Source organism: Streptomyces sp. NBC_00083, from assembly GCF_026343295.1.
Classification (GTDB): Bacteria; Actinomycetota; Actinomycetes; order Streptomycetales; family Streptomycetaceae; genus Streptomyces.
The window spans coordinates 609,762-635,661 of sequence record NZ_JAPELY010000002.1 but is presented as its reverse complement, the minus strand read 5'-3'; the positions used below and the strand labels follow the sequence as shown (position 1 = coordinate 635,661).

21 protein-coding genes are annotated in these 25,900 nt (G+C 71.1%); 8 read left to right on the top strand and 13 right to left on the bottom strand.

The genetic code is table 11. The features are described 5' to 3' along the window. Nucleotides 1-5: 5 nt before the first annotated feature. From OOJ98_RS19310 to OOJ98_RS19290, 5 genes are all read right to left on the bottom strand, one after another. Nucleotides 6-947 carry an ABC transporter permease gene (locus OOJ98_RS19310; protein ID WP_267056170.1) on the bottom strand — a complete coding sequence of 314 codons (942 nt, stop codon included), beginning with the start codon at nucleotides 945-947 and terminating at the stop codon, nucleotides 6-8. Further along, nucleotides 940-1,869 carry an ABC transporter permease gene (locus tag OOJ98_RS19305; RefSeq protein ID WP_267056169.1) on the bottom strand — a complete coding sequence of 310 codons (930 nt, stop codon included), beginning with the start codon at nucleotides 1,867-1,869 and terminating at the stop codon, nucleotides 940-942. The genes OOJ98_RS19310 and OOJ98_RS19305 overlap by 8 nt, the downstream gene beginning before the upstream one ends. A gap of 140 nt (nucleotides 1,870-2,009) precedes the next feature. Beyond that, a complete protein-coding gene (locus OOJ98_RS19300; RefSeq protein WP_267056167.1) occupies nucleotides 2,010-3,641 on the bottom strand; it encodes an ABC transporter substrate-binding protein in 1,632 nt (543 codons plus the stop codon). Nucleotides 3,642-4,165: 524 nt separating this feature from the next. Continuing rightward, a complete protein-coding gene (typA, locus tag OOJ98_RS19295; RefSeq protein WP_267056166.1) occupies nucleotides 4,166-6,073 on the bottom strand; it encodes a translational GTPase TypA in 1,908 nt (635 codons plus the stop codon). A 301-nt stretch (nucleotides 6,074-6,374) separates the two neighbouring features. Further along, the gene (locus tag OOJ98_RS19290; RefSeq protein ID WP_267056165.1) at nucleotides 6,375-8,711 is read right to left on the bottom strand and encodes an ABC transporter family substrate-binding protein; all 2,337 of its coding nucleotides are present in this window, start codon (nucleotides 8,709-8,711) and stop codon (nucleotides 6,375-6,377) included. 323 nt (nucleotides 8,712-9,034) lie between these two features. Here OOJ98_RS19290 and OOJ98_RS19285 point away from each other — a divergent pair, with 323 nt between their 5' ends. The 4 genes from OOJ98_RS19285 to OOJ98_RS19270 are packed head-to-tail and all read left to right on the top strand — an operon-like array spanning nucleotide 9,035 to nucleotide 12,918. Beyond that, a complete protein-coding gene (locus tag OOJ98_RS19285) occupies nucleotides 9,035-9,331 on the top strand; it encodes a hypothetical protein (RefSeq protein WP_267056163.1) in 297 nt (98 codons plus the stop codon). A 21-nt stretch (nucleotides 9,332-9,352) separates the two neighbouring features. Then, nucleotides 9,353-10,183, top strand: a complete 831-nt coding sequence (locus OOJ98_RS19280) for a hypothetical protein (RefSeq protein ID WP_267056162.1) — start codon at nucleotides 9,353-9,355, stop codon at nucleotides 10,181-10,183. A gap of 15 nt (nucleotides 10,184-10,198) precedes the next feature. Beyond that, nucleotides 10,199-12,151: a fumarate reductase/succinate dehydrogenase flavoprotein subunit gene (locus tag OOJ98_RS19275; RefSeq protein WP_267056160.1), complete on the top strand. Its 1,953-nt coding sequence runs from the start codon at nucleotides 10,199-10,201 to the stop codon at nucleotides 12,149-12,151. Continuing rightward, the gene (locus OOJ98_RS19270; protein WP_267056159.1) at nucleotides 12,148-12,918 is read left to right on the top strand and encodes a succinate dehydrogenase/fumarate reductase iron-sulfur subunit; all 771 of its coding nucleotides are present in this window, start codon (nucleotides 12,148-12,150) and stop codon (nucleotides 12,916-12,918) included. Before OOJ98_RS19275 ends, OOJ98_RS19270 begins: the two co-directional genes overlap by 4 nt. Before the next feature lie 7 nt (nucleotides 12,919-12,925). Here OOJ98_RS19270 and OOJ98_RS19265 read toward each other — a convergent pair whose 3' ends face one another. Next, nucleotides 12,926-13,960 carry a glycosyl hydrolase family 18 protein gene (locus OOJ98_RS19265; RefSeq protein WP_267056157.1) on the bottom strand — a complete coding sequence of 345 codons (1,035 nt, stop codon included), beginning with the start codon at nucleotides 13,958-13,960 and terminating at the stop codon, nucleotides 12,926-12,928. A gap of 646 nt (nucleotides 13,961-14,606) precedes the next feature. Between OOJ98_RS19265 and OOJ98_RS19260 the strand changes: the two genes are divergently transcribed. Beyond that, a complete protein-coding gene (locus tag OOJ98_RS19260; RefSeq protein ID WP_267056156.1) occupies nucleotides 14,607-16,088 on the top strand; it encodes a TPM domain-containing protein in 1,482 nt (493 codons plus the stop codon). A 52-nt stretch (nucleotides 16,089-16,140) separates the two neighbouring features. Next, nucleotides 16,141-16,833 carry a PspA/IM30 family protein gene (locus tag OOJ98_RS19255; protein WP_267056155.1) on the top strand — a complete coding sequence of 231 codons (693 nt, stop codon included), beginning with the start codon at nucleotides 16,141-16,143 and terminating at the stop codon, nucleotides 16,831-16,833. A 36-nt stretch (nucleotides 16,834-16,869) separates the two neighbouring features. Here the strand turns inward: OOJ98_RS19255 and OOJ98_RS19250 are convergent, their stop codons facing one another. From OOJ98_RS19250 to OOJ98_RS19225, 6 genes are all read right to left on the bottom strand, one after another. After that, on the bottom strand, nucleotides 16,870-19,407 hold the full coding sequence (locus OOJ98_RS19250) for a SpoIIE family protein phosphatase (RefSeq protein ID WP_267056153.1): 2,538 nt from the start codon (nucleotides 19,405-19,407) through the stop codon (nucleotides 16,870-16,872). 166 nt (nucleotides 19,408-19,573) lie between these two features. Beyond that, nucleotides 19,574-19,978, bottom strand: coding sequence for an ATP-binding protein (locus tag OOJ98_RS19245; protein ID WP_267056152.1), 405 nt, complete (start codon nucleotides 19,976-19,978; stop codon nucleotides 19,574-19,576). Between the two features lie 93 nt (nucleotides 19,979-20,071). Further along, nucleotides 20,072-20,473 carry a (deoxy)nucleoside triphosphate pyrophosphohydrolase gene (locus OOJ98_RS19240; protein WP_267056151.1) on the bottom strand — a complete coding sequence of 134 codons (402 nt, stop codon included), beginning with the start codon at nucleotides 20,471-20,473 and terminating at the stop codon, nucleotides 20,072-20,074. 23 nt (nucleotides 20,474-20,496) lie between these two features. Then, entirely contained in the window at nucleotides 20,497-20,679 is a 183-nt protein-coding gene (locus OOJ98_RS19235) for an SPOR domain-containing protein (protein ID WP_267056149.1), read from the bottom strand. Between the two features lie 209 nt (nucleotides 20,680-20,888). Beyond that, nucleotides 20,889-21,641, bottom strand: coding sequence for a GntR family transcriptional regulator (locus tag OOJ98_RS19230; protein WP_267056148.1), 753 nt, complete (start codon nucleotides 21,639-21,641; stop codon nucleotides 20,889-20,891). Nucleotides 21,642-21,797: 156 nt separating this feature from the next. After that, nucleotides 21,798-23,087 carry a DUF4190 domain-containing protein gene (locus tag OOJ98_RS19225; protein ID WP_267056147.1) on the bottom strand — a complete coding sequence of 430 codons (1,290 nt, stop codon included), beginning with the start codon at nucleotides 23,085-23,087 and terminating at the stop codon, nucleotides 21,798-21,800. A gap of 234 nt (nucleotides 23,088-23,321) precedes the next feature. Between OOJ98_RS19225 and OOJ98_RS19220 the strand changes: the two genes are divergently transcribed. Both OOJ98_RS19220 and OOJ98_RS19215 read left to right on the top strand, forming a co-directional pair. Beyond that, the gene (locus tag OOJ98_RS19220) at nucleotides 23,322-23,507 is read left to right on the top strand and encodes a hypothetical protein (RefSeq protein WP_267056146.1); all 186 of its coding nucleotides are present in this window, start codon (nucleotides 23,322-23,324) and stop codon (nucleotides 23,505-23,507) included. Between the two features lie 219 nt (nucleotides 23,508-23,726). After that, nucleotides 23,727-24,434, top strand: a complete 708-nt coding sequence (locus OOJ98_RS19215; RefSeq protein WP_267056144.1) for a thioesterase II family protein — start codon at nucleotides 23,727-23,729, stop codon at nucleotides 24,432-24,434. Here OOJ98_RS19215 and OOJ98_RS19210 read toward each other — a convergent pair. Next, entirely contained in the window at nucleotides 24,406-25,815 is a 1,410-nt protein-coding gene (locus OOJ98_RS19210; RefSeq protein ID WP_267056143.1) for a class II 3-deoxy-7-phosphoheptulonate synthase, read from the bottom strand. The two genes, OOJ98_RS19215 and OOJ98_RS19210, sit on opposite strands and share 29 nt — an antisense overlap. Between the last annotated feature and the right edge of the window lie 85 nt (nucleotides 25,816-25,900).

The following is a 25,900-nucleotide window of genomic DNA, read 5'->3' as shown; positions in this document are numbered from 1 at the left end:
CCTCCTCAGCGCAGCTTGGGGTCGAGAGCGTCGCGCACCGCGTCACCGAGCATGATGAACGCGAGCACCGTGATGCTCAGCATGGCGCTGGGGAAGAACAGCACGTGCGGGGCGGTACGGATGACGGTCTGGCCGGATGAGATGTCGTTGCCCCAGGAGACGGTGCTGGGCGGAAGCCCGATACCGAGGAAGGACAGCGTCGCCTCGGCGGCGATGTAGCCGCCGAGCGCGATGGTGGCGACGACGATCACCGGGGCGATCGCGTTCGGCAGGATGTGCCGGAGCATGATCCGCCCGGTGCCGGCGCCGAGCGCCTTGGCGGCCTGCACGTAGTCGGCCTGCTTGACCGTCAGCACCGAGCCGCGCATGACGCGGGCGAGCTGGGTCCAGCCGAGGACGCCGAGTGCGAGGACCACGGTCCACACGCTGCGGTGGGTGAAGGCGTTGAGGACGACGATCGCGCCGAGCAGCAGCGGGATGCCGAAGAACACGTCGGTGATGCGGGAGAGCAGCGAGTCGAACCAGCCGCCGAAGTAGCCGGCGAGCATGCCGACGACTCCGCCGAGGATGGTCACGACCAGCGTCACGCAGACGCCGACGATGATCGAGGCGCGGGCGCCGAACAGGACGCGCGCGAAGATGCTGCGTCCCTGGACGTCGTAGCCGAACCAGTCCTCCTGGAACACGTGGCTGTAGTTCGGCACGCCCAGGTAGTGCTTGGCGAGGTCGGCGTGGTCCGGGTCGACCGACGTGAACAGGCCGGGGAAGGCCGCGATCACGAGCAGCAGGACGATGAGGACCGCCGAGATCACGAAGACGGGGTTGCGGCGCAGGTCGCGCCACGCGTCCGACCAGAGACTGCGGGCCTTCTCCGCGGTGACGGGCACCGGGGTGACGGCGGGGGTCTCGGCGGCCCCGGCGGAAGCCTTGTTGAGGGTCTCAGGCATAGCGGATCCTCGGGTCCAGAGCGGCGTACAGCAGGTCGACCAGCAGGCTGGAGAGCAGGTAGACGATCACGAGGATCGTCACGATGCCGACCACCGTGGCGTTGTCCGACTGATTGATCGACCGGTACAGCGTGTTGCCGATGCCGTGCACGTTGAAGATTCCCTCGGTCACGATCGCGCCGCCCATGAGGGCGCCGAGGTCCGTACCGAGGAAGGTGACCACCGGGATGAGCGAGTTGCGCATCAGGTGGATGCCCACGACGCGACGGCGCGGCAGGCCCTTGGCGATGGCGGTGCGGATGTAGTCCGCGCGCAGGTTCTCGGCGAGCGAGGTTCTGCTGAGCCGCGCGATGTAGGCGAACGACAGGGAACCGAGGACGGCACCGGGCAGAATCAGCTGCGTGATGTCGTTGGAGTCCTGCACGGTCGGTGTGACCCAGCCGAGTTGGTCCGCGAAGATCGTCTGGAAGATGAAGCCGAGGACGAAGATCGGGATCGAGATCAGCAGCAGCGTGATCACGAGCACCAGCTTGTCCCAGACGCGACCGCGGTTCAGGCCGGCCACGAGGCCCAGCGAGAGGCCCACCACAATCTCGACGGCGAAAGCGATCAGTGCCAGCCGGATCGTCACGGGGAACGTCTCGGCCATGACGTCGATCACCTTACGGCCGGTGACGAAGCTGGTGCCGAAGTTGCCGGTGACGACGTTGCTGAGATAGTGCCAGTACTGCGCGAGGACCGGTCGGTCGAACCAGTACTCGTGGCGCAGCCGCGCCATCGCCTGCGGGTCGGCAGGTCTGTCGCCCCACAGAGCCCGGACGGGGTCGCCGGGAAGTGAGTACACCATCAGAAAGATGAGCAGAGTGGTCCCGATGAACACCGGGATCATCTGGAGCAGTCGCCTTGCGACGTAGCGCCCCATCGAGCCTCCATAGTCAGCCGCTCAGCAGCCGGCCCGCCCCGCTCCTCGTGGGAGGGGCGGGCCGGCTGCCCTGCGCGAACGGTGTGGCGCCGACGCGATGTCGGAACGCCGGGGTGGATCGACCGTTAGCGGCCTGGTCGCTACTTCTTCAGAACCTCGACGGCCGTGAAGACCGGCTTGCCGAAGGTGTCGTACGTGACGCTCTTGACGTTGGCCGAGTAGCCGGCGTTCGTCTTGTAGTACCAGAGCGGGATGGCCGGCATGTCCGCGTAGAGGGACTTCTCGGCGTCCTGGTACAGCTTGACCGACTCGTCGAGGGTCGCCGCCTTGTCGGCCTTGGCCGTCAGGTCGTCGAACGTCTTGTTCGAGTAGCCGCCCTCGTTGCCCGCGGCGGTGGTGCCGTACAGGTCCTTGAGGAAGTTGGCGTTCAGCGGGTAGTCCTGCACCCAGCCCGAGCGGTAGAAGCTCTGGACCTTCTTGTTGGTGCGGACGTCCAGGACGGTCTTGAAGTCCGCCTTGGAGTCGCTCTCGCACTTGACGCCGGTGGCCTGGGTGATGTTGGCGCAGACCGCCGTGACCCATTCCTTGTGGCCGCCGTCGGCGTTGTAGAGGACCGAGATGGACGCGTTGGCGCCGCCGGCCTCGGTCACGAGCTGCTTGGCCTTGGTCGGGTTGTACTTGCAGACGTCACCACAGGCGTCGGCGAGGTAGCCCTTGACGGCCGGCGGCACGTAGCCGGTGGCCGGGGTACGCGAGCCCTGGAGCACCGTCTTGGTGATGGTGTCCCGGTCGATCGCCATCGAGATGCCCTGCATGAACTTGCCGCGGTCCTTGACACCCTTGATCGCGTCCGCGTAGGTGGCGACGGCGATCGTCTGGATCGAGTTCTGCGGGGCGTCCACGGCGCGCTTGCCGAGGTCCTGGTGGTACGTGGCCATGCCGCTCGGGGCGACCTGGTCCAGCACGTCCAGGTTGTTGGAGACGGTGTCCTTATAGGCGGCCTCGGAGGTCGTGTAGAACTTGAAGTCCACACCACCGTTCTTCGGCTTGTCCGCACCGGCGTACTTGTCGTACGCCTTGGTGAGGAAGTCCTGGTTGTGGTTCCACTTCACGAACTGGTACGGGCCGTTGCCGATGGGCTCTTCGCCGTACTTCTTCGGGTTGGTGTAGAACACCGACGGCAGCGGCGCGTAGGCGCTGTAGCCGAGCTTGTAGGTCCAGTACGGCGCCGGGTTGGCGAGCTCGACCTTGATCGTGTAGTCGTCCGGGGTGGACAGACCCGACATCTTGTCGGCCTTCGGGTCACCCTTCTCCGGGTGGACCTCGTCGTAGCCCTTGATGTCCGAGAACCACGAAGCGTTCTGCTGCGCGTTCTTGGCGTTGGCGCCCCAGTTCCAGGCGTCCACGAAGGACTTGGCGGTGACCTTCTCGCCGTTGTGGAACGTCCAGCCCTGCTTCACCTTGATGGTGTAGTGGCTGGCGTCGTCCTGCTTGATCGAGTCGGCGACGACGTTCTCGATCGCGCCGGACTTCGGGTCGAAGTCGACCAGCTTGGAGAAGAGGACGTCGGTGATGCGGCCGCCGCCGGTCTCCATCACGTTGGCCGGCTGGATCGGGTGCTGCGGTTCGCTGCTCTGGTAGCTGAAGACACCTGTCGGGTCCGCAGCCGCGCCCGAGTTGTCCGTGCTGTCCTTGCCGCCACCACAAGCGGTCGCAGCCAGGGCGATGATTGCCGCTCCCGCGACCCACTTGGCGCTCGTAGCACCACGCATGGGTTTCCTCCTCATGAGTCCACTTGTCACTACAAGAGGGGTACTTCTACGCGCGCTGACACCCCTGACAGCGCTTCTACGTCAAGTACCCCGAGTGTGCTCGTGAGTCGGCACTCCCCACAGTGCGTGACCCATTGACCCGAGCTCAATGGAGCCAACTATTAAGTACGGCCGGGCTGTAAACCACACTTAAAGGGTCTCGTTTTGACAACATCAGCTTCGGGCAACGGCCCGAAATCCGGACAAAATGAGCACAGACAGACACACCCGAAACGGACCGTTAACACATCTTCCGGAGAGCGACGGTCGATATCCGAACAGGATGCCCCTTAAAACAACTTGACCCTAGAGGCCGCCGACCGGAGCGTACGAGCCTCTTCGGCACTGATCACCCGCGCGTGTGTACCCCGCCGTCCAAACCCCTCGGCGCCCTCCCTCTCCCCCTTGGCGCTCCCCCCGCCCCCAACGCCGAAGGCCCGGCCCCGCGGTGAGCGGGGCCGGGCCTTCGGGGCGTACGCGGTACGTCAGTTGCGCTTGGCGCGCGACGCGGTGCGGCCGCGCTCCTTGGCGTCCAGGACGACCTTGCGGATGCGCACGGCCTCCGGGGTCACCTCGACGCACTCGTCGTCGCGGCAGAACTCCAGGGACTGCTCCAGGGAGAGCTTGCGCGCCGGCACCACGTTCTCGGTGTTGTCGGCGGAAGCGGCACGCATGTTGGTGAGCTTCTTCTCCTTGGTGATGTTCACGTCCATGTCGTCGGCGCGCGAGTTCTCACCGACGATCATGCCCTCGTAGACCTCGGTGCCGGGCTCGGTGAACAGCACACCGCGCTCCTGCAGGTTGATCATCGCGAAGGGGGTGACCGAACCGGCGCGGTCGGCCACGAGCGAGCCGTTGTTACGGGTCGTCAGGGTGCCGAACCACGGCTCGTGGCCCTCGTGGATCGAGTGGGCGATACCGGTGCCGCGGGTGTTCGTGAGGAACTCCGTACGGAAGCCGATGAGGCCGCGGGAGGGGACCACGAACTCCATGCGGACCCAGCCGGAGCCGTGGTTCGACATGTTGTCCATGCGGCCCTTGCGGACGCCCATGAGCTGCGTGACCGCGCCCATGTGCTCCTCGGGGACGTCCACCGTGAGGCGCTCGACCGGCTCGTGGGTCTTGCCGTCGACCTGCTTGGTGACCACCTGCGGCTTGCCGATGGTCAGCTCGAAGCCCTCGCGGCGCATCTGCTCGACCAGGATGGCGAGCGCCAGCTCACCACGGCCCTGGACCTCCCACGCGTCCGGACGCTCGGTGTCGAGCACGCGGAGCGAGACGTTGCCGATGAGCTCGCGGTCGAGGCGGTCCTTGACCTGGCGGGCGGTGACCTTGCGGTCCTTGACGGTCGCCTTGGCGTCCGCGCCCTTGCCGGAACCACCGCGGCCGACCAGCGGCGAGGTGTTGGTGCCGATGGTCATGGAGATGGCGGGCTGGTCGACCGTGATCAGCGGCAGCGCGATCGGGTTCTCCGGGTCGGCCAGGGTCTCGCCGATCATGATCTCGGGGATACCGGCGACCGCGCAGATGTCACCGGGACCGGCCACCTCGGCCGGCTTGCGGGTGAGCGCCTCGGTCATCATCAGCTCGGTGATGCGGACGTTGGAGATCGTGCCGTCCCGCTTGATCCACGCGACGGTCTGACCCTTGCGCAGCTCGCCCTGCTCGACGCGGAGCAGCGCGATGCGGCCGAGGAAGTTGTCGGCGTCGAGGTTGGTGACGTGCGCCTGCAGCGGGGCGGCGTCGTCGTACTCGGGGGCCGGGACGCTGGAGAGGATCGTCGAGAAGAACGGCTCCAGGTTCTCGCTGTCGGCCGGGACGGTGCCGTCCTCCGGCTTGGTCAGCGAGGCCACGCCGTCACGGGCGCAGGCGTAGACGATCGGGAACTCGATCTGGTCCTCGTCCGCGTCCAGGTCGAGGAAGAGGTCGTACGTCTCGTTGACGACCTCGTCGATCCGGGAGTCGGGCCGGTCCGTCTTGTTGATGCACAGGATGACGGGCAGACGCTGCTGGAGCGCCTTGCGCAGCACGAAGCGGGTCTGCGGCAGCGGGCCCTCGGAGGCGTCCACGAGCAGGACCACCGCGTCCACCATCGACAGACCGCGCTCGACCTCGCCACCGAAGTCGGCGTGGCCCGGGGTGTCGATGATGTTGATGGTGATGACGTCGCCGCCATCCTTGGGGTGGTACTTCACGGCCGTGTTCTTGGCCAGGATCGTGATGCCCTTCTCACGCTCCAGATCGTTGCTGTCCATCATGCGGTCGTCGAGCGACTCGGCGGCGTGCGCGGCGAAGGCGCCCGCCTGCTTGAGCATGGCGTCGACCAGCGTGGTCTTGCCGTGGTCGACGTGGGCGACGATGGCGACGTTACGGATGTCGTGGCGCGTGGGCATACTGACTGGCGCTTCTCTCGATCGTGGGATCAGGCGTCTGACGCGGTCGAGTCCTCGTCCGCCCGCCGGGCAGACAGGCCACGGCTGCCTCCCATGGTACGGGGCAGCCGCACCGGCGGCCTCCCGGGCCGATTTCGGCGATCTTGAGCAGGGGGTCCATCAGGGTCCGCGGCGTGCTTGAGCCTGGGTCAGGGGCGTACACGACCTTGCCCGCCGGCAGGGCCGGCGGGCAAGGGAATTGAGCAGGTTCTGAGCTTGGAGCGGTTACCTCGTCCCGCTTCTGACCTGCTGGTTTGCTCTTCTACTCCTTGGTGTTCTTCGATCCGTTGTGCGCCGTTTCCGGCTTCTTGAACCCGATGTCCTGGAAGCGCGGGCCGGCGAAACCGAAGGCTCCCGCATTGGCCACGTTCGGTTTCACGGCGACGAGCTGCGGACGCTGGTAGAGCGGGATCGAGCCCGCCGCCGCCCAGATCCTCGCGTCGGCCTTCTGGACCAGGTCGCGGGCCTCGTCCTCGTCCAGTTCGCCGGCGGCCTGCTCGAAGAGCTGGTCGATGTGGTCGGTGCCGACCCGGCTGTAGTTCTGCTCGACGAGGAGCGAACCGTCGGCCGCCGGCTCCGGCTTGGCGAAGATGGGCCGGTCGTCGGTGGCCGGGTAGGCGGTGCCGGGCCACGAGTAGAGCGCCAGGTCGAAGTCGCCCGACGCGATGTGGTCCTTGAAGTAGCTGTCGTCGGCGACCTTGATGATCTCGGTGTTGATGCCGACCGACTTCAGCATGGCGGCGACCTTGTCGCCGACGTCGCGCAGCGACTGGGAGCCGGGGCCCGACGGCAGCACGAAGCGCAGGGTGAGCGGCTTGCCGTCCTTGCCGAGCGGTCCGCTCTGGGGCGCGGGCGCCGCGGTGCCCTTCGGGGCGTACGCGCCGGGAGCGCCGCCCTTGGGCCTGGCCTCGGTCTTGGTGTGCTTGTCGGCGCCCTTGTTGACCTGCTCGGCGGGCTCGCCGTCGAAGAGGCGGGCCTGGCTCATCAGTGCGGCCTGCTGGAGCGCGGCGACCCGGCCGGGCGCCAGCACATACGTACGGGACGCGGCGCCCGCGCCCGAGCTGCCGGGCTTGTCGTCGCCGACGATGTACGTGCCCTCGTCGTCGGGGTGGTTCCCGGTGGCCAGGCGCTTGCCGTCCTCGGACTCCTGCTCGCCCTCGGGCTTGCTGCCGGCCTTCGCCGCGTCCTGCTTGGGCTTCTGCCGGGCGCCGCCGGCCGTCCACCCGGCGTCCGCGAGCAGCGCCCGCGCCTCCTGGGTGTCCTGGCTGCCGAGGGCGTCGCTGTTGTCGGTGTACGCGTCCTGTCCGGCGAGCGCGAGGTGGCTGCCGGGCGGCTGGGCGGGCAGGCCGAGCGGCTTGAGGACCGCCTCGGCGAGCTCCTTGCGGTTCAGGGCGCGGGCCACCGCGCGCCGGACCCGCTCGTCGGAGAGCGGCCCGGACGCGCCGTTGAGGGCGAGCTGGGTGTAAGCGGGCTCCAGGGTCTTGCGGACGGCGAAGCCGCGCAGCCCGGCCTGCTCGGCGGCGTACTTGTCGACGGCGGCCAGGGTCTCGTTGCGGGCCTGCCGCTCCGCCTCGGCCTTCTCCTCCTCGCCGCTGTGCGCGACGGCCCAGGAGCGCAGCGCGGAGGCGGGGGTGATGGCGGCACCCGGCCCGTGCGTGACGGCCTGCCCCTTGTCGCGTTCGGCGAGCGCGATGCGGTCGGCGTCGGCCCGGTCGATCTCGGCCATGTCGACCGAGCCGGCGGCGAGCGCCGCGGCCCTCTTGTCGCGCGGCACGGCCTGCAGGACGACCGCGTCGAGCTTGGCGGGCAGGCCCCACCAGCGGGGGTTGCGCTCCAGGGAGACGGTGCCCTTGGCGCGGTCGGCCTCCTTGAGCCGGAAGGCGCCCGCGGTCGCCTTCAGCGTGGTGCGGGCGCCGTCGTTGAAGGCGTCGGGGGTGCCGGTGACGTCCTTCGGGTAGAGCGGGCTGAACAGGGAGCGCCAGTCCGCGTAGGGCTTGGCGAAGGTGACCTTGACCTCCAGGTCGTTGGCGCCCTTCTCGATCTTCTCGATGCGCTCGTACCCGGCGTTGCGTGCGGTCCAGTACGCCGAGTCCTTGCCGCTCAGGGCGCGCCACTGGGCGACGAAGTCGGGGGCGCCGATCTCGCGGCCGTCGCTCCACACCGCCTTCTGGTTGAGCTTGTAGAGCACGACCTGCTTGGGCTCGCGCTGGACCACCTCGGCCGACTCCAGGTAGTCGGCGTTGCGCTGTGGACGGCCGTGGTCGTCCAGCGTGAACAGGGCCGGGAGCACCGCCTGGGCGACCCGCTGGGTCGTGGCGTCGGCGTCGGCCTGGAAGGTGTTGAGCGTCTCGGGCATCGCGTCGACGGCCCACTTCAGGGTGCCCCCGTCGGCGACTTGCGACCGGGCCGCGGCCCCGATGTCCTGGGGCGCGGCGCCTGCCGCGGTCCCGCTGTCGGCGGAGCCGCAGCCGGTCAGCACGGGGAGCGCGAGCACTCCGCTGGTCAGGAGCGCGACGGAGCGCGACCGCAGAGAGGCCGCGGTCCGGATCGCCGCGACGATCCGGGGCGCCCTCCCGTTCGGGTCACCGACGTGGGACATGGCTTGTACCTCTTCGTCAGACTTATGGGATTTGATGGCATTTCGCGATGATCACACGTATCCCAGCCACTGAAGAGGACGCCTGCGCCCCCGGGGCGGCGACACGGCGCAGCGGGCCCCGAACCCCACCCGTGCGGCCGAACGCATCCGCGAACACGGCCGCCCCGTGTCGCCCGCATGGCCGACACCGGCTCCCCAGGGGGCGCCCGGGAACCGCGCGACCCCACAACCCCGTGCACGCACCTTCACAACCGCGCATGTGAGGCGCGACACTCTCAGGCGCATGAACATTGCCACCCGCTCCGGCGAAAGGCAGGCAAGTCATGTCCCTGCACGACGAGTTGACGACCACTCAGCGCTGTCTCGACGATCTGGTGCGCGCCGTGGGGCGGCTGGAGAAACAGGTAGGGCACGGCCTGGACATCCGGCGGGTACGGACCGACGCCGACCATCTGCGCGAGAGCCTCGCCCTGCTCCGCGAGGCCGCACCGCCCGGCGGCACCCCCGCCCGCCCCGACCTGGTCACCATCCCCGACGCCCCGTACGACGCCTCGCTCTGGACCGACTCGGACGACGAGGGGCTCGGGAGCACCCGGTCCCGCGGCCGGCGCACCCCCTGACCTCCTCCACGGGAGCCACTCTTGGCCACAGGCACGGAACCCTCTCCCCTGACCGGGGACGGCACCGGCGTCCATGACGCCTCACGCGCCGCGATCGCCCCCCGCCATCTGCGCACCGACCGCTGGTGGCTCGCGCCGGCCGTCACCGCCGCGGGGCTGCTCGCCTTCGTCGTCTACTCGACCTGGCGGGCGTTCGCGAACGCGGACTACTACCACGCGCCCTACGTCTCGCCGTTCTACTCGCCGTGCCTCGCGGACAACTGCGCGCCGATGCGGCACGGCCCGAACGCGGACGTCTTCGGCAGCTGGTGGGGCCTGTCCCCCGCGCTCCTCATCCTGATCTTCCCGCTCGGCTTCCGGCTCACCTGCTACTACTACCGCAAGGCGTACTACCGGGGCTTCTGGGCCTCGCCGCCGGCCTGCGCCGTCGCCGAGCCGCACAAGAAGTACTCCGGCGAGACGCGCTTCCCGCTGATCCTGCAGAACGTCCACCGGTACTTCTTCTACTTCGCGGTCGTGGTGGCCGGCATCCTCACCTACGACACGGCGCTCTCGTTCCGCGACGAGCACTACCGGTGGGGCCACATGGGGCTCGGCAGCCTCCTGTTCCTGATCAACATCGCGCTGATCTGGACGTACACCCTGTCCTGCCACTCCTGCCGGCACATCATCGGCGGACGGCTGCGGCACTTCTCCAAACACCCGGTGCGCTACCGGCTCTGGGGCTGGGTCGGACAACTGAATGAGCGTCACATGCTGCTCGCCTGGGCCTCGTTGATCAGCGTGGCGCTCGCCGACTTCTACGTGTACCTGCTCGCCACCGGGGTGTTCGACGATCCGAGGTTCTTCTAAGTGAAGGCAGCGTAGATGACTCAGCTGGAACGGCAGCAGTGGGACGTCGTCGTGGTGGGCGCGGGCGGCGCCGGACTGCGGGCCGCGATCGAGGCGCGCGAGCGGGGCGCCCGTACCGCGGTGATCTGCAAGTCCCTCTTCGGCAAGGCGCACACCGTGATGGCCGAGGGCGGCATCGCCGCCTCGATGGGCAACGTGAACTCCGGCGACAACTGGCAGGTCCACTTCCGCGACACCATGCGCGGCGGAAAGTTCCTCAACCAGTGGCGGATGGCGGAGCTGCACGCGCGCGAGGCCCCCGAGCGCGTCTGGGAGCTGGAGACCTGGGGCGCCCTGTTCGACCGGACCGCCGACGGCCGGATCTCCCAGCGAAACTTCGGCGGCCACGAGTACCCGCGCCTCGCGCACGTCGGCGACCGTACGGGCCTGGAACTCATCCGCACCCTCCAGCAGAAGATCGTGAGCCTCCAGCAGGAGGACAAGAGGGAGTTCGGGGACTACGAGGCCCGCCTGAAGGTCTTTCAGGAGTGCACGGTCACCCGCGTGTTGAAGGAATCCTCCGACAGCGGCTCCGCCTCGGGCGGCCGGGTGTCCGGCGCCTTCTGCTACGAGCGCGAGAGCGGCCGCTTCTTCGTCCTGGAGGCACCCGCGGTGGTGCTCGCCACCGGCGGGATCGGCAAGTCGTTCAAGGTGACGTCGAACTCGTGGGAGTACACCGGCGACGGCCACGCGCTGGCGCTGCTCGCCGGGGCGCCGCTCCTGAACATGGAGTTCGTGCAGTTCCATCCCACCGGCATGGTCTGGCCGCCGTCGGTCAAGGGCATCCTGGTCACCGAATCGGTGCGCGGCGACGGCGGGGTGCTCAGGAACTCCGAGGGCAAGCGGTTCATGTTCGACTACGTGCCGGACGTCTTCAAGGAGAAGTACGCGGAGTCCGAGGAGGAGGGCGACCGCTGGTACGAGGACCCCGACCACAACCGCCGCCCGCCCGAGCTGCTCCCCCGCGACGAGGTCGCCCGCGCCATCAACGCCGAGGTCAAGGCCGGCCGGGGCACCCCGCACGGCGGAGTCTTCCTCGACGTCTCCACACGGATGCCGGCCGAGGTGATCCGGCGCCGGCTGCCCTCGATGTACCACCAGTTCAAGGAGCTGGCGGACGTCGACATCACGGCGGAGGCGATGGAGGTCGGACCCACCTGTCACTACGTGATGGGCGGCATCGCGGTCGACTCCGACTCTGCGGCGGCCCGCGGCGTGCCGGGGCTCTTCGCCGCGGGCGAGGTCGCGGGCGGCATGCACGGCTCCAACCGGCTCGGCGGCAACTCCCTCTCCGACCTCCTGGTCTTCGGCCGCAGGGCCGGGCTGCACGCCGCGCGGTACGCCGACTCGCTCGCCGTCCGGCCGCCGGTGGACGAGGCCCAGATCGACTCGGCCGCCGCGGAGGCGCTGCGCCCCTTCAGCGCGGAGGCCCCCGAGGACGGCTCGCCCCCGGAGAACCCGTACACCCTGCACCAGGAGCTCCAGCAGGCCATGAACGACCTCGTCGGGATCATCCGCCGGGAGGGCGAGATGCACCAAGCGCTGCGCAAGCTCGCCGAGCTGCGCGCGCGGGCCCGGCGGGCCGGGGTCGAGGGGCACCGCCAGTTCAACCCCGGCTGGCACCTCGCGCTCGACCTGCGCAACATGCTGCTCGTGAGCGAGTGCGTGGCGCGGGCCGCCCTGGAGCGGACCGAGAGCCGGGGCGGTCACACCCGCGAGGACTGGCCCTCGATGGACCGCTCCTGGCGCCGCGTGAACCTGCTGTGCCAACTCGCCGACCCCACGGAGGGCCTGGCGCCGCCCGACTCCGAGCGCGGCCAGATCCGGCTCGTGCGCGAGGAGACCGACCCCATCCGTGCCGATCTGCTCTCCCTCTTCGAGAAGGAGGAGCTGGTCAAGTACCTCGCCGAAGAGGAGCTGAAGAGTTGAGCACGTACGATGCGAGCTTCCGGGTCTGGCGGGGCGACAGCGGCGGCGGTGACCTCACCGACTTCACCGTCGAGGTGAACGACGGCGAGGTGGTCCTCGACATCATCCACCGCCTCCAGGCGACCCAGGCCCCGGACCTCGCGGTGCGCTGGAACTGCAAGGCGGGCAAGTGCGGTTCGTGCAGCGCGGAGATCAACGGGCGGCCTCGCCTGATGTGCATGACCCGGATGTCGGTGTTCGACACGTCGGACGTCATCACGGTAACTCCCCTGCGTGCCTTCCCCGTCGTGCGCGACCTGGTGACGGACGTGTCCTTCAACTACGCGAAGGCGCGGGAGGTCCCGGCGTTCGTGCCGCCCCAGGGGGTGGCGCCCGGCGAGTACCGGATGCAGCAGATCGACGTGGAGCGCTCGCAGGAGTTCCGCAAGTGCATCGAGTGCTTCCTGTGCCAGGACACCTGCCATGTGGTGCGCGACCACGAGGAGAACAAGGCGGCGTTCGCGGGCCCGCGCTTCCTGATGCGCGTCGCCGAACTCGACATGCACCCGCTGGACGCGGCGTCCGAGGCCGGCCTCGACCGCAAGAGCACCGCGCAGGACGACCACGGTCTCGGCTACTGCAACATCACCAAATGCTGTACGGAGGTGTGCCCCGAACACATCAAGATCACCGACAACGCCCTGATCCCGCTGAAGGAGCGGGTGGTGGACCGGGCGTACGACCCGCTGGTGTGGCTGGGCAACAAGATCCGCCGGCGCGAGGCCTGACGCTGCGTCAGCTCCATCCCCTGCGGTAGGCGTCCCAGTCCTGGCCGCGCTCGGCGAAGTCGACGTAGAGGGCGACGCCGAAGTGCTGACGGTGGCGGTCGGTGCGGGCGAGCCCGAGCCGGGCTCCGCGCACGGCCGCCTCCACGGTCTCGGCGGAGCCGTGGTGGCTCATGCTCTCGTCGTCGTAGAACGGCAGCCCCATGAGCAAGTCGGTGTCGGGCGGCGTGACTTGGAGGGCCAGAGCGGTCTGCCGGGCCACATACCCGCCGTACAGGCTCTGCAGGGGCATGGACGTGTCGTACGACATCACGGCGATCTGGTCGACGCGGCGGGCCACTTGGCCGAAGTACGCCTGCGACCACCACTTCCCGTGCCCGGTGAGGCCCTCCGCGGCGGTGTGCAGGGCGGGCAGCGGGTCTATCTGGTGCGCGGCGACCGACAGCAGGGCGCCACGGGGGCGGGTGAGGGCGCGCAGGGCGTCGAGCAGGGCGAGGTAGTTCCGGTCCCCGGAGGGGAGCGGCTCCAGGTCGAAGTGGACGCCGTCGACGTGGGCGGTGTCGAGCACCTGGCGGGCGGTCGTGACGACGGCGGTACGGGTCGCGGCGTCGCCGAGCCGCATCCCCACGGGGCCCTCGCTCGCCAGCTCGTCGCCCAGCCAGGCCTGGACGCGCACGCCGGGCAGCCTGCGGTGGACGCCGTCCACCAGCCAGCGGGCCCGGGGGTAGCGCGCGGCGGGGAGCGTGCCGTCGTGTTCCAGGGGGCCGGTGTGCACGAAGAGGTCCTTGATGCCGCTGCCGCGCACCTTGGCGGCGAAGGCGTCGAGGTCCCGCTCGCCCTTGCGCCCGTCGACCCAGGCGTGCCCGAGCCAGTACGCGTCGCGGCCCCGGGTTCTGGTGTCGTCGCCCGGGACGCCGGCGTACTGGGCGCGCAGGCCGGCTCCCGCGGCGGCGACCGCGACGACGACGGTCAGGGTGAGCGTGAGCACCGCGCGCCGGGCGATCCGCCCGCCCCGCCCCCGCCACCAGCCCCGTATCCCCACCATCCGCGTCCCCCCGGCTCGCTCCGGGGGCCAGCGTAGCGGCGTGGCGCCGGGGCGCGGCATGGGGTGCTCGCCCTTGGCAGGGTGCTCGGCATCGGCATACCTCCCCCTTGCCGGGTGCTCGGCATCGCTCCCCCTTGGCAGGGCGCCCAGTCTCGGCCCCCTCAGCCGGTCCGGCGATTGAGGACGAGCGCGCTTCAGCCTGTCCGGCGTTTGAGGACGAGCGCGCTTCAGCCTGTCCGGCGTTTGAGGACGAGCGCGCTTCAGCCTGTCCGGCGTTTGAGGACGAGCGCCCTTCAGGCGCGAACGGGGTCTGGGGCGGAGCCCCAGGGGGTTTGGACCTCAGCCCGTTCCTAACCCCCGGAGGGTTTCGGGAAGGGGCGGGGTGGGGCATCCCGGGGCCTGGGGCGAAGCCCCAGCAACCCCGCTTTCGGGTGCAGACCGTGCTGGGCTGGTCGCGCAGTTCCCCGCGCCCCTGTAGGGCACCCGGAGTCGCAGCCCACCGCCCACGCCCGCCGCGGCGGAGCCGCGCAAACGGCACAGCCCCGCGCCCCTAGTAGGGCACCCGGCGTCGCGCCCCCCGCCCGCGCCCACCGCGGCGGAGCCGCTCCGGTCGCGGGGGCAGGGGGGCGGTCATACGCTCGGTCGTGTGACGCCGCCCGTCAGGAGAGCCCGGCCCCGTGCCGCCGCCCAACGCTTCGGGGCGGCGGCCTGGCCCCCGCTGGCCGTACTCGGTGCGCACGGCGCAGCCGGTTCCAGCAGCTACCTCGTGCTCCCCGTAGGCGTCCTCGTCGTGGCGTGCGTGCTCGCCGCCTACGCCTACCTCACGCGGAAGCGGCGGCTGAACTCCCGCACCACACCGGGGGGTTCGGGGGCACGGCCCCGGCCCGTGCCACCCGCCGCCCCGGCCTTCGACGTACTCGACACCGACACCCGCGCCGCCCTCGTCGCCGCCGACGAGGCGGTCCGCACCAGCGAGGAGGAGCTGGACAGCGCGCGGGCGGCAGCCGGCGCGGAGGCGGTGCGCCCGTTCGCCGACGCCCTCGCCCACGCGCGGAGCCAACTCGCCGCCGCGTTCCGGCTGCGGCAGGAGCTCGACGAGGGCCGGCCCGAGGACGAGGCGGCCCGGCGCGGCGTCCTGGCGGAGATCGCCGCGCGCTGCGAGGACGCCGGCCGCCGCCTGGACGCCGAGGCGGACGCCTTCGACCGGCTCCGCGCCCTCGACCGCGACGCCGCCCCCGCCGTCGCCGCCGCCGAAACCGTCTTCCGTGAGCTGACCGCCCGCACCGGCGCCGCGGAAGCCACCCTCACCGCGCTGCTCCGGCAGTACGCCCCCGCCGCCTCGGCCCCCGTGGCCCGGCACGTCGAGGAGGCCAAGGACCGGCTGATGTTCGCGACGACGAGCCTCGGCGGCGCCCGCCAAGCGCTCGACGCGGGCGACGGCGCGGGCGCCGCGGCATGGGTGCGGGCCGCCGAGGGCGCCGTCGACCAGGCGGCCGTCCTGGTCGCCTCGGTCGAGCGAAGGGAGCGCGAACTCTCCGACGCGGCAAGGATGTTGCCCGGTCTGCTCGCCGCGTACGAGGCCGGTCACGCGCATCCCGCGGAACTCGCCGCCGTCCGCGAGGAGTCCACCGCCGGACCGTACGATCCGCTCGACGCGCTGCGCCGGGTCCACCGGGCCGGCGGCCCCACGGACAAGGTCGACACCGCCGCACTCGACACCGCCACGCTCGTCGCGCGGGCCTCGGTCGCGGCGGCCGGGGTCCACATCGCCACGCACCGAGGCGCCGTGGGCAGCCACGCCCGCACCGGGCTCGCGGCGGCCCTGAGCCGGCTGGAGTCGGCGCCGCCCGCCGCCTCGGACCCGGCCGGCGCCCTGCACGCGGCGGCCGCCGCCGACGCCCTGGCCCGCGGGGCGCTGGCCCGCTCCGAGCAGGACGCGGCGGCGTACGGGCAGCGGGACGTCGCGGGCCGGGCCGGGGACGGGGGTCTCGGCGGCGCTCTGCTCGGCGGCATCGTCCTGACCGTCCCGGACGGCGAGCCCGGCGACGGCACCCGGGCCCACGCGGGCGGCCCCGCCTGTTTCGGCGGCCCCGCGACCCGGGCCCGCAGAGCCGGCGGGTCCTGGTGAGCGGCGGAGCGGGGCGGCCTGCGGGGGCCGGTCACGTACGAGGAGACACGCCATGAGCGACAAGCAGTCCGTACTCGGCCGCGCGGTGCGCCTGTCCAGCACCGACGTCGGCGCCCTCGTGGAGCGGGCCGAGGACCCGAGGGCCGTGCTCGACCAGCTCGTGCGCGACTACACCGACGCCATCGCCGACGCCGAGCGCGCCGTCTCCACCACGCTCGGCACGCTGCGGCTGCTCGAACAGGACCACGCCGAGGACGTGAAGGCGGACGGCGAGTGGGGCGCGCGGGCCCGTGCGGTGAGCCGGAAGGCCGACGCGCTGCGGGCGTCCGGTGCGGCCGCGGCGGCCGACACCTTCGACCGGCTCGCCAAGGTGGCGCTCGCCCGGCAGCTCAGGTCGGAGCGGGAGGCCACGGCCGCGGAGCCCGCGATCGCCGCCCAGCGCGACCTCGTGGCCCGGCTCGGAGCGGCGCTCGACGGGATGCGGACCCGGCTCGGCGCGCTGAAGTCCCGGCACGACGGGGTGCGGGCGATGAGCCGGACGACGGGTGCGGCCGAGAGCGTCAACGCCCTGGACACCACGACCGAGTTGGGGCGCTTCGAGGACAAGGTGCGGCGCGAGGAGGCACGGCTGGCGGGCCGGGACGTCGGGGATTCCTGTCTGGACTCGCAGTTCGAGCGGCTGGACGACCCCGGCGACACGGCGGAGGTCGAGGCGCGGCTCGCCGCCCTGAAGGCCACCACCTGAGGAGGCCGAGTACCCGCCCCGGCACCTGACGTGACGTCAGAACATGCTCAGGATCTGCTCCTCGGTCAGCTCCACCGGGCCCGACTCGCCGTCCGGCAGCGCGAGTTCGAACCAGACCGTCTTGCCGCGCGGGGTGCGCCTGGCCCCCCAGGCGGCGCTGAGCAGGCCGACCAGCTGGAGTCCGCGGCCGCCCTCGTCGGTGTCGCGGGCCCTGCGCCGCCTGGGCTGCACCAGGCCCGCGTCCCACACCTCGCACACCAGCGTGCGGTCGCGGAGCAGGCGGAGCCTGATCTCGCCGTCGCCGTAGCGCAGGGCGTTGGTGACGAGTTCACTGACCAGGAGTTCGGTGGTGTCGACGAGGTCGTCGAGGTCCCAGGCGAGCAGCTGGGTGCGGGCGAGTTCGCGGGCGCGGCCCACCGAGCGGGGTTCGCGCGGCAGCCGCCAGTCGCCGACCGCGTCCACCGGAAGCCCCTGGATACGGGCGAGCAGCAGGGCGATGTCGTCCTCGCCGTGCCGCGTGTCGAGCGAGCCGAGCACCTGGTCGCAGACGTCCTCAAGGGGACGGTCCGGGTCGGTGAGGGTCTTGCGGAAGGCGTTGAGGCCCTCGTCGAGCGGATGGTCGCGGGACTCGACGAGCCCGTCGGTGTAGAGGGCGAGCAGGGCGCCCTCGGGCAGGTCCACCTCGACCTCCTCGAAGGGCTCGCCGCCGACGCCGAGCGGCAGCCCGGGTGGCACGTCGAGGAGCATCGCGGGCTCCCCGGGGTCGTCGCCGGGCTCGACCAGGAGGGGCGGCAGGTGCCCGGCGTTGGCGAACGTGCAGCGGCGGGTGACCGGGTCGTAGACCGCGTACACACAGGTGGCGAGGTAGACCTCGGAGAGGTCGGCGTCGCGGGACTTGTGGGCGACCCGGGACGCCTGCTGGCTGCCGCCCGGCGCGCCGAGGCCCCGGGCGATCTCGTCGAGGTGCGAGAGGACCTCCGCGGGTTCGAGGTCGAGCAGCGCCAGGGTGCGGACTGCGGTGCGCAGTTCGCCCATGGCGACGGCGGCGCGCAGACCGCGGCCCATGACGTCGCCGATGACGAGCGCGGTGCGGTGGCCGGGCAGCTCGATGACGTCGAACCAGTCGCCGCCGACCTCGGACTCGGCGCTGCCGGGAAGGTAGCGGCAGGCGATGTCGAGTCCGGCGGCCTCGGGGGCGCCGGGGGGCAGCAGGGAGCGCTGGAGGATCAGCGCGCGCTCGTGCTCCCTGCGGTAGAGGCGGGCGTTGTCGATGCAGACGGCGGCCCGCGAGGCGAGTTCGGTGGCGAGCGCGCGGTCGCGTTCGCCGAAGGGCTCGCTGCCCTTGGCGCGGGCGAACTGCACCAGGCCGACGACGGTGTCGTGGGCGACCATGGGCACGGCGAGCGTGGTCTGCACGAGGCCGCCGTCGCCCGCGGGCACGGTGTGGATCCGCGCGGTCCGCAGGGCGCTGGCGTACGGGGAGTGGAACCGGTAGCGGTGCAGGTCGCCGACGCCCACCTCGGGCTCGCCGCCGGGCAGGGGCCCGTCCGACACGGCGCTCGCGAAGGCGACCCGGCGCAGCTCGCCGCGCCCGTCGGAGCTGCCCCCGCCGGGGTCGTCGCCGGCGAGCAGCGACTGGTAGAGGTCGACGGACGCGAGGTCGCAGAAGCCGGGGACGGCGATGTCGAGGAGCTCGCGGGCGGTGGTCTCCAGGTCGAGGGTGTTGCCCATGCGGGCGCCGGCCTCGTTGAGGAGGGCGAGGTTGCGGCGGGCGTCGGCGGCCTCGCGGGCCGCGTTGTGACGGCGGGTCACGTCGATGCCGAGGCCTGCGACGCCGATGGGCCGGCCGGTGCCGCTGTGCACGCGGTAGAGGTTGATCGACCAGTGCCTGCGGTCGCGGCCCCCGGGGGACGAGCCCACTATCTGGAGGTCGGTGACGGACTCGCCGGTGTCCAGGACCCGCTGGAGCGCGGCGGACATCCGGTCGGCCTCGGCGCGGGAGAGGTAGTCGTGCACGGTGTGGCCGCGGTGCTCCTCGGGGGCGCCGCCGAAGACGGTGGCGAAGCGCCGGTTGGCGCGCAGCACGGTGAGGTCCGTACCGAACAACAGGAACCCGTAGGGAGATTGACCAAAAATGGCCTGCGAGGCGGCCAGGTCCGTCTCGATCCCGCGCAGAGCGCGTACGTCGACGACGATACAGAGCGCGGCTCGCTCGTCGGTGGCCGTTCGGCTCGGCATGACGTACAGCTCCGCGAGGCCCTCGGCGCGTCCGCCGCCCTCGGGTGACGGCACGCGGAAGGGGACGACGCCCGTCCACTCCCTGCCGTCGAGGATCTCGGCGACCCGGCGGTGGCCGCGTGGGCGCAGCTCGGGAGGCATGAACGCCTCGACGGGATCGCGCCCGACCACGGCGGACGCGGACAGGCCGAACTGCTCCTCGGCCCGCAGGCTCCACTGCTCGATCAGTCCGTCCGGCCCGATCGAGAACGAGGCGACGCGGATGTAGTCATAGATCGAGCCAGGCGGACTGCTCTGCCACACGACATCGCCAGCCGTCTCAGGTATCTCGCTCACGCGACCGTCCCCTCCAGCTCACCGCACCGGACCGGCCTTGACCCGCAGTATTCAGCACTACGGCCCCAGGCGGCACGGCGTTCACGATCACATCCCGGTCTCGTTCTTTTCCAGCCGTTGTCGGCGGGTTCACGTGAGGGTTGTGATCGTCCGTCCCTCCCTCCTTCTAACCATGCAGAGCCAGCTCGAACCACACGGTCTTGCCCGTTCTGCCGCGGCGGGTTCCCCAGCGCCGCGCGGAACAGGCCACGAGCTGCATTCCCCGGCCCCCTTCGTCGTCGATTCCGGCGGTGCGTTCGACGGGCGGATCGGGCAGCGGATCGGAGACCTCCACCAGAAGGGTGGTGCTGTCGAGCCGGTCGAGCCGCACTCCGATGGGCCCCGAGGCGTAGCGCAGCGCGTTGGTCACCAGCTCGCTGACCAGGAGGACCGCCACGTCGACGGCCCCGGATTCGAGCTCCCAGCCGCGCAGCGCGTCCCGTACGGCATGCCGGGCGGTCCGTACGGCCCCCGGCTCAGCAGGGAAGGTCCACTCGGCGCACTCGCCCGAGGTGTCGATCACGCCGATCACCCGCATCCGATGGTTCGGGGGGTTTAGAAACGATTAATAGGCACATACCCGGTAATTGGGACGTCCTATCCCCAAGTGGGGCGGATGGCGGCACTAATGACCCAGGTTCCCCAGAATGCGCATGGCTTCGGCGACCGCGGGGCGGTCCTGGGGGAGCCAGTCGACGGCGTCGGCCTCGCCGGGCGCGAGCCAGCGCAGTTCGTCGTGGTCCTGGAGCGGGCGGGCCTCGCCTTCGAGCAGCCGCGCCGTCCACGCGTGCAGGACCAGGCCGGGCCGCAGCGGCCACTCCCCCGCGATCCGCTCCAGCGGCTCGGTCTCGATGCCGAGTTCCTCGCGCAGTTCGCGGACGAGCGCCTGCTGGGGGCTTTCGCCCGGCTCCACCTTGCCGCCGGGCAGTTCCCAGCGTCCGGCGAGCTCCGGCGGGGCGCTGCGGCGGGCGGCGAGCAGACGGCCCCGGTCGTACACGGCTCCGGCCACCACCACGGTCTCGTTCATGCGCCGGAGCGTAACGCGCGCGGTCACTGCTGGGCGGGGGCCCCGATCCGCTCGACCCAGTAGAGCTGCTTGTGCCCGCGGTCGTCGAGGCTGTCCGCGATGCGCTGGGCCTCCGCCTGCGTCGCGTACTTGCCGACGCGGTACTGGTTGCCGTTGTCGTCCTGACGTATCACCAGCCAGCTGAGCACAGCGCCACTGTCGTTCATCGCATCTCTCCCGGCGTCGGCGTGCAGGTCAGTAAGGATCCCCAGGAAACCGCAATCCGCATATGCCCGAGCCTACGCCTGACCTTTACTCAGCGGATCTGACTTTGCACAAAGAGATACGAATTCGGTCAACGGGGCCCATGCGAACGGGGGCGCACCCTCCTGGGTGCACCCCCGTGTCCGGGCCGCGCGCGCTCGGGCCGTGCCGGCTATTTCACCGGAAGGTGGTACGCGATCCGGTACCGGTCGGCCGGGACCACGACGTCGGCGGTCTCGACCGCCAGCCCCGAGGCGTAGTACGTCCGCTCGATGACGAGGACGACATGGCCAGGGACGCCGCCGAGCGCCAGGAGCTCCTCCGCGAGCCCCGGGCGCGCACCGACCTCCTCGACCACGTTGTCCACCACGACGTCGATCGCCGCCATCCGCTCCACCACACCGCATCCGCCGAGCGGCCCCTCCTCGGGCAGCATCACCGGCGAGCGGCCGGTGACGGCCAGCGGCTCCCACGACGTGGACAGCATCATCTGCTCGCCCGCGTCACGGAACACGTACCGCGTGCGCATCACGCGGTCGCCGGGGCGGATGCCGAGCCGCTTGGCGATCTCCGGGGTCGCCTCCTCCTGCTCGCTGTTCGACTCCCACGTGCCGCGCGCGGCCTCCTCCGCCTGCTCCTGGCGGAACGGGCTCGCACCCTTGGCGGTGCGGTAGCCGGAGCGGGCGACGCGGCGCGGCACCGGGCGCTCGCGTACGTACGTACCCGATCCGGAGCGCCCCTCGACCAGGCCCTCGGCCATCAGCACCTTGCGCGCTTCGAGCGCCACGGTGTCCGAAACCCCGTACTCCTCGCGGATCCTGGCCTGCGAGGGAAGCCGGGTGTGCGGCGGCAGCGAGCCACTCACGATCTTCTCCCGCAGATCGCTGGCTACGCGCAGATAGGCCGGCTGCTCACCGAAAGTCACGGGCCACTCCCATCAGGTTGACAGACTGCAACAGCGTGGCAACCGTGGGTTGACTCCCGCAAGCGAAGGCCAGACATTCACTCGAAGTGATGACTTGCCTCTGCCCAGGGCGTACCCGCGGTACAGCGGATACGTTCTGCCCGGCCCGTGACCTTCTCAGACGCTCTTGGAACCACCGGTTCCGGAACCGTCGCCACTTCCGCCGTCGGAGCCGTCGGAGCCGTCGGAGCCGCTGGAACCACCGGAGTCGCCGGAGCCGCCGTCCGAGCCGCTGTCGGTGGAGGGCGGGGTCGTGGCGAGGCCGAGCGCGCCGCGGGCGGTGATCTCGTCCGCCTGCTTCTGCGCGGCGTCGGCCGCCCCGGAGTGCATGTAGAAGTCGTTCGCGTCGGTGGCGACCGCCGCCTTCGCCCACTCCTTCTGCGCGACCTTCAGACCGGCGATGTACGGCTGGACGGCCGTGCGACTGCCGGGCTGCCAGGAGTACGCGTCCAACTCCCGGGTCTGCGCGTCCATCGCGCGGGCCGTCCGCCCCGCCCACTGCCTGAACCCGGACAGGTCGTCCTCGACCCGGTCCGCGTCGGGGGCCTTGGCCATCGCGCTCTCGACCGCGTCGGCCGCCTTCAGGAACGCGATCTGGTCGGGGTCGAGGGTGGCGGCGTCATTGCGCACGGACCCTTCGAGCTGAGCGCCCTGCGAGGCGAACGCACAGGTCACCGTGTGGTCACCCATCGACCAGCTCTGCCGGCTCGGCGTGTAGTAGTACGGGTCCGCCTCGGCCGGCACCTTCCACCGGTCCATGGCGTACGCCTGCTCCAGGTCGAGGCAGCGCGCGTCGGCCTGGGCGGCGATGGTGTCCTGACCCGGGTAGGCACTGTCACCCGGGACCCGGAACGAGCCGGACACCTCGGCGTCGTGCTTGCCCGCACACGGCACGATCCGTACCGAGACGACCTCGCGCTCCAGCTTGCCGCCCGGCACGTCGAAGCAGTCGCCCTTGCGCAGGTTGAGGGTGCTGCGCGAGGAACCCGACGCGGTGGAGCTGTTCCAGCCGTCCTTGAAGTCCCGCCAGCCGCCGCTGAGTCCACCCGTCACGATCGAGATGACGAGCAGGACCGTGCCGACCGTGGAGAGCGCGATGCCGGCGATGGCGAGGCCCTTGCCGCGCTGCCCCTCCTTCTTGATCCGCCTGAGCCCGAGGGCGCCCAGGACCAGGCCGAGCGGGGGTATGCAGCACAGGATGCCGGTGACGAGGGAGGCGACGGCGAGCCCGCTCACGGGCGGCCGCTGCGGCGCCATCGGGTAGGGGTACCAGGGCCCGCCGTTCATCGGCTGCCCCGGATACGGGCCCGGGGCCCCCGGCGCCTGGGGCGGCGTCGGCCATCCGAACCCCTGGCCCGGCTGGGGCTCCTGGGGCTGCCCGGGTGCGGGCGGCGGCGGTATCTCCACGGGAACGGTGCTCCTCATCGGGTGGTGCGAAGGCGCTGCGAACGGCTGCGCGAATGCGCATCGTACGCGGGCGCACGCGACCCTCCGCGCGGTGCCGCTTCCGGGCCCGATCACCATCCGTAATCGTCCGGAATGCGCGTGATGTTCCCTCGTGCCACGCTGGTCGAGGCCCGGAGGAGCCGCGGGAACAGGCCCCGGACCCCGGCCTCGTCACACCCTGTAGGAGTGCACCGGATGGGTATCAAGGACCAGTTCGAGGACAAGGCCCAGGAGCTCGGGCAGAACGCCAAGCAGGCGGCGGGCGGCAAGAAGGACGAGGCGCAGGACCGCGCACGTCAGGCCCAGGACAAGGGCCGCGACGCCACCCGGAGCGCCCAGCGCGACGCGCAGGACCGCCTCGACCAGGACTACGACGTCTGACGCGTCGCACTCCCCCCCAGAACGGAAGCGGCGCACTCGCGACACCGGGTGCGTCGCTTTCGGCCGCCCGGCGCGCCGGGGGCCCGGGGCCGGTGTCAGACCGCTGTCAGTCCCCCGCCCGATCCTTGGCGACGCGTGTGCGGATCCGGCCGACACCGGTCTCCGGCACGGAAGTCGGGCACGGGACTTGGGGGCGGAATGGTCTGGATACAACGCGTCGTGCCTCAGCCGTTCGCGGCACGACGGGTGATCTGTTTCCCGCACGCCGGGGGGTCGCCGTATTTCTTCCGGAGCTGGGGCAAGGCGCTCGGCGCCTGTGAGGTGTACGCGGTCTGCTATCCGGGCCGGGCCGAACGGATAGGCGAGAAACCGGCCGCCGAGCTGATACCGATGGCCCATGAAATCGCCGGTGAAGTGGTCCGGTTGATGACCGAGGACGCGCGGCCCACCGTGTTCTTCGGCCACAGCATGGGCGCCATCGTCGCGTACGAGACCGCCGTGGCCCTGGAGAACCGGTCCATGGGGCTCGACCATTTCTTCGCCTCGGGCGCGCGGGCGCCCCGGCTGATGCGTCCCGACCCCTCCGCCCGGTGGGACGACGAATCCATCGCGGCCACTTTGGTGGAACTCGGCGGCACCGACGCCGAACTCCTGCGCAATCCCGCTTTCGTGGAACTCGTGATGCCGTACATCGGCGCCGATTTCCGCATGCTCGCCTCGTACGAGGGCGCACGGCACGCCCCGCTGGGCTGCGCCGTGACCGCCCTGGTCGGGGAGGCGGACCCCCGGGTCTCGCTCCGGCAGGCCACCGCCTGGCAGGAGACGACCCGGGGCCCCTTCGAGGTGCGCACGCTGCCCGGCGACCACTTCTACCTCGCCCAGAACCCGCCGTTCCAGATCATCGAAGGGTCCGCGGCCGGGCGCTGACCCGGCCCCGCTCGCGGTACATCCGGGCCAGTTGGAAGGCCAGGTCGAGCGATTGGGTGTGGTTGAGCCGGGGGTCGCACGCCGTCTCGTACCGGTGGTGCAACTCCTCGGCGAGCACCGCGTTGCCGCCGCCCACGCACTCGGTGACGTCGTCGCCGGTGAGCTCCACATGGATGCCGCCCGGGTGGCTGCCCAGCGCGTCGTGGACCTCCACGAAGCCCCGCACCTCGTCCAGGATCGCGTCGAATCGGCGGGTCTTGTGCCCGCTCGCGGCGGTGATCGTGTTGCCGTGCATGGGGTCGCTGACCCAGCAGACCTGGGCGCCCTCGGCGTTGACCTTCTCGATCAGGGTGGGCAGCACGTCACGGACGCGCTCCGCTCCGGCCCGCACCACGAAGGTCAGCCGGCCCGCCTCGCGGTCCGGGTCGAGCCGGTCGAGCAGCCCGAGCACGGTGTCGGGAGTCGTGGCCGGCCCCAGCTTGACCGCGATGGGATTGTCGATGCGGGAGAAGTACTCGACGTGGGCTCCGTCCAGGTCCCGGGTCCGCTCGCCGATCCACAGCAGATGGGCGCTGGTGGCGTACGTACGCCCGGTGCCGGCCTCGGTGCGGGTCAGGGCCGCCTCGTAGTCGAGGAGCAGCCCCTCGTGGCCGACGAAGAACTCGGCGGTGCCCAGCTCCCGCGTGTCCACCCCGCACGCCTTCATGAAGGCGAGGCTGCGGTCGATCTCGTCGGCGAGCTCCTCGTACTGCTCGCCCACGTGCGAGTCGGCCACGAACCCCCGGTTCCAGGCGTGCACTTGGCCGAGATCCGCGAAGCCGCCGGTGGTGAGGGCGCGGACCAGGTTGAGCGTGGTGGTCGACGCCTCGTACATGGTGCGCAGCCGGTGCGGGTCGGGGCGGCGCGCCTGGGCGGTGAACTCCAGGCCGTTGACGGCGTCGCCTCGGTACGAGGGCAGCGTCACACCGTCGCGCGTCTCCTCGTTCCGGGAGCGCGGCTTGGCGTACTGCCCGGCCATCCGGCCGATCTTGACGACCGGCAGGGCGGTCGCGTGGGTCAGCACCACGGCCATCTGGAGCAGCGTCTTGAGCTTGCCGTGGATGCCGTCCGACGTGGTGCGCGCGAACGTCTCGGCGCAGTCGCCGCCCTGGAGCAGCACCGCCTCCCCGCGGGCGACCGCCGCCATGCGCCGGCGCAGCAGGTCGCACTCCGCGGCGAAGACCAGCGGGGGTGCCTGTGCGAGCCCGTCGGTGACGGCGCGCAGTTCGGCGGGGTCCGGCCAGACGGGCTGCTGGGCGGCGGGACGGGCCCGCCAGGATTCGGCGGCCTCGGCCGGCGCGGCCGGATTCTTCACTTCGGTGTCCCAGATGCTGTTTCTCATTACTGCCTCCGGTACGGGCGGACGGGGAGAGGTAAGAACGGATGATCGGCAAGGAAATCGTTCGGCGGGCCTGCACCAGATCAGC

Bases quoted from the DNA above. Each gene is read 5' to 3' on its own strand.
- OOJ98_RS19290 (WP_267056165.1), bottom strand. From the start codon at position 8,711: ATGTCCCACGTCGGTGACCCGAACGGGAGGGCGCCCCGGATCGTCGCG.
- OOJ98_RS19300 (WP_267056167.1), bottom strand. From the start codon at position 3,641: ATGCGTGGTGCTACGAGCGCCAAGTGGGTCGCGGGAGCGGCAATCATC.
- OOJ98_RS19265 (WP_267056157.1), bottom strand. From the start codon at position 13,960: ATGGTGGGGATACGGGGCTGGTGGCGGGGGCGGGGCGGGCGGATCGCC.
- typA (WP_267056166.1), bottom strand. From the start codon at position 6,073: ATGCCCACGCGCCACGACATCCGTAACGTCGCCATCGTCGCCCACGTC.
- OOJ98_RS19240 (WP_267056151.1), bottom strand. From the start codon at position 20,473: ATGAACGAGACCGTGGTGGTGGCCGGAGCCGTGTACGACCGGGGCCGT.
- OOJ98_RS19275 (WP_267056160.1), top strand. From the start codon at position 10,199: ATGACTCAGCTGGAACGGCAGCAGTGGGACGTCGTCGTGGTGGGCGCG.
- OOJ98_RS19305 (WP_267056169.1), bottom strand. From the start codon at position 1,869: ATGGGGCGCTACGTCGCAAGGCGACTGCTCCAGATGATCCCGGTGTTC.
- OOJ98_RS19220 (WP_267056146.1), top strand. From the start codon at position 23,322: ATGGGTATCAAGGACCAGTTCGAGGACAAGGCCCAGGAGCTCGGGCAG.
- OOJ98_RS19255 (WP_267056155.1), top strand. From the start codon at position 16,141: ATGAGCGACAAGCAGTCCGTACTCGGCCGCGCGGTGCGCCTGTCCAGC.
- OOJ98_RS19310 (WP_267056170.1), bottom strand. From the start codon at position 947: ATGCCTGAGACCCTCAACAAGGCTTCCGCCGGGGCCGCCGAGACCCCC.
- OOJ98_RS19285 (WP_267056163.1), top strand. From the start codon at position 9,035: ATGTCCCTGCACGACGAGTTGACGACCACTCAGCGCTGTCTCGACGAT.
- OOJ98_RS19235 (WP_267056149.1), bottom strand. From the start codon at position 20,679: ATGAACGACAGTGGCGCTGTGCTCAGCTGGCTGGTGATACGTCAGGAC.
- OOJ98_RS19210 (WP_267056143.1), bottom strand. From the start codon at position 25,815: ATGAGAAACAGCATCTGGGACACCGAAGTGAAGAATCCGGCCGCGCCG.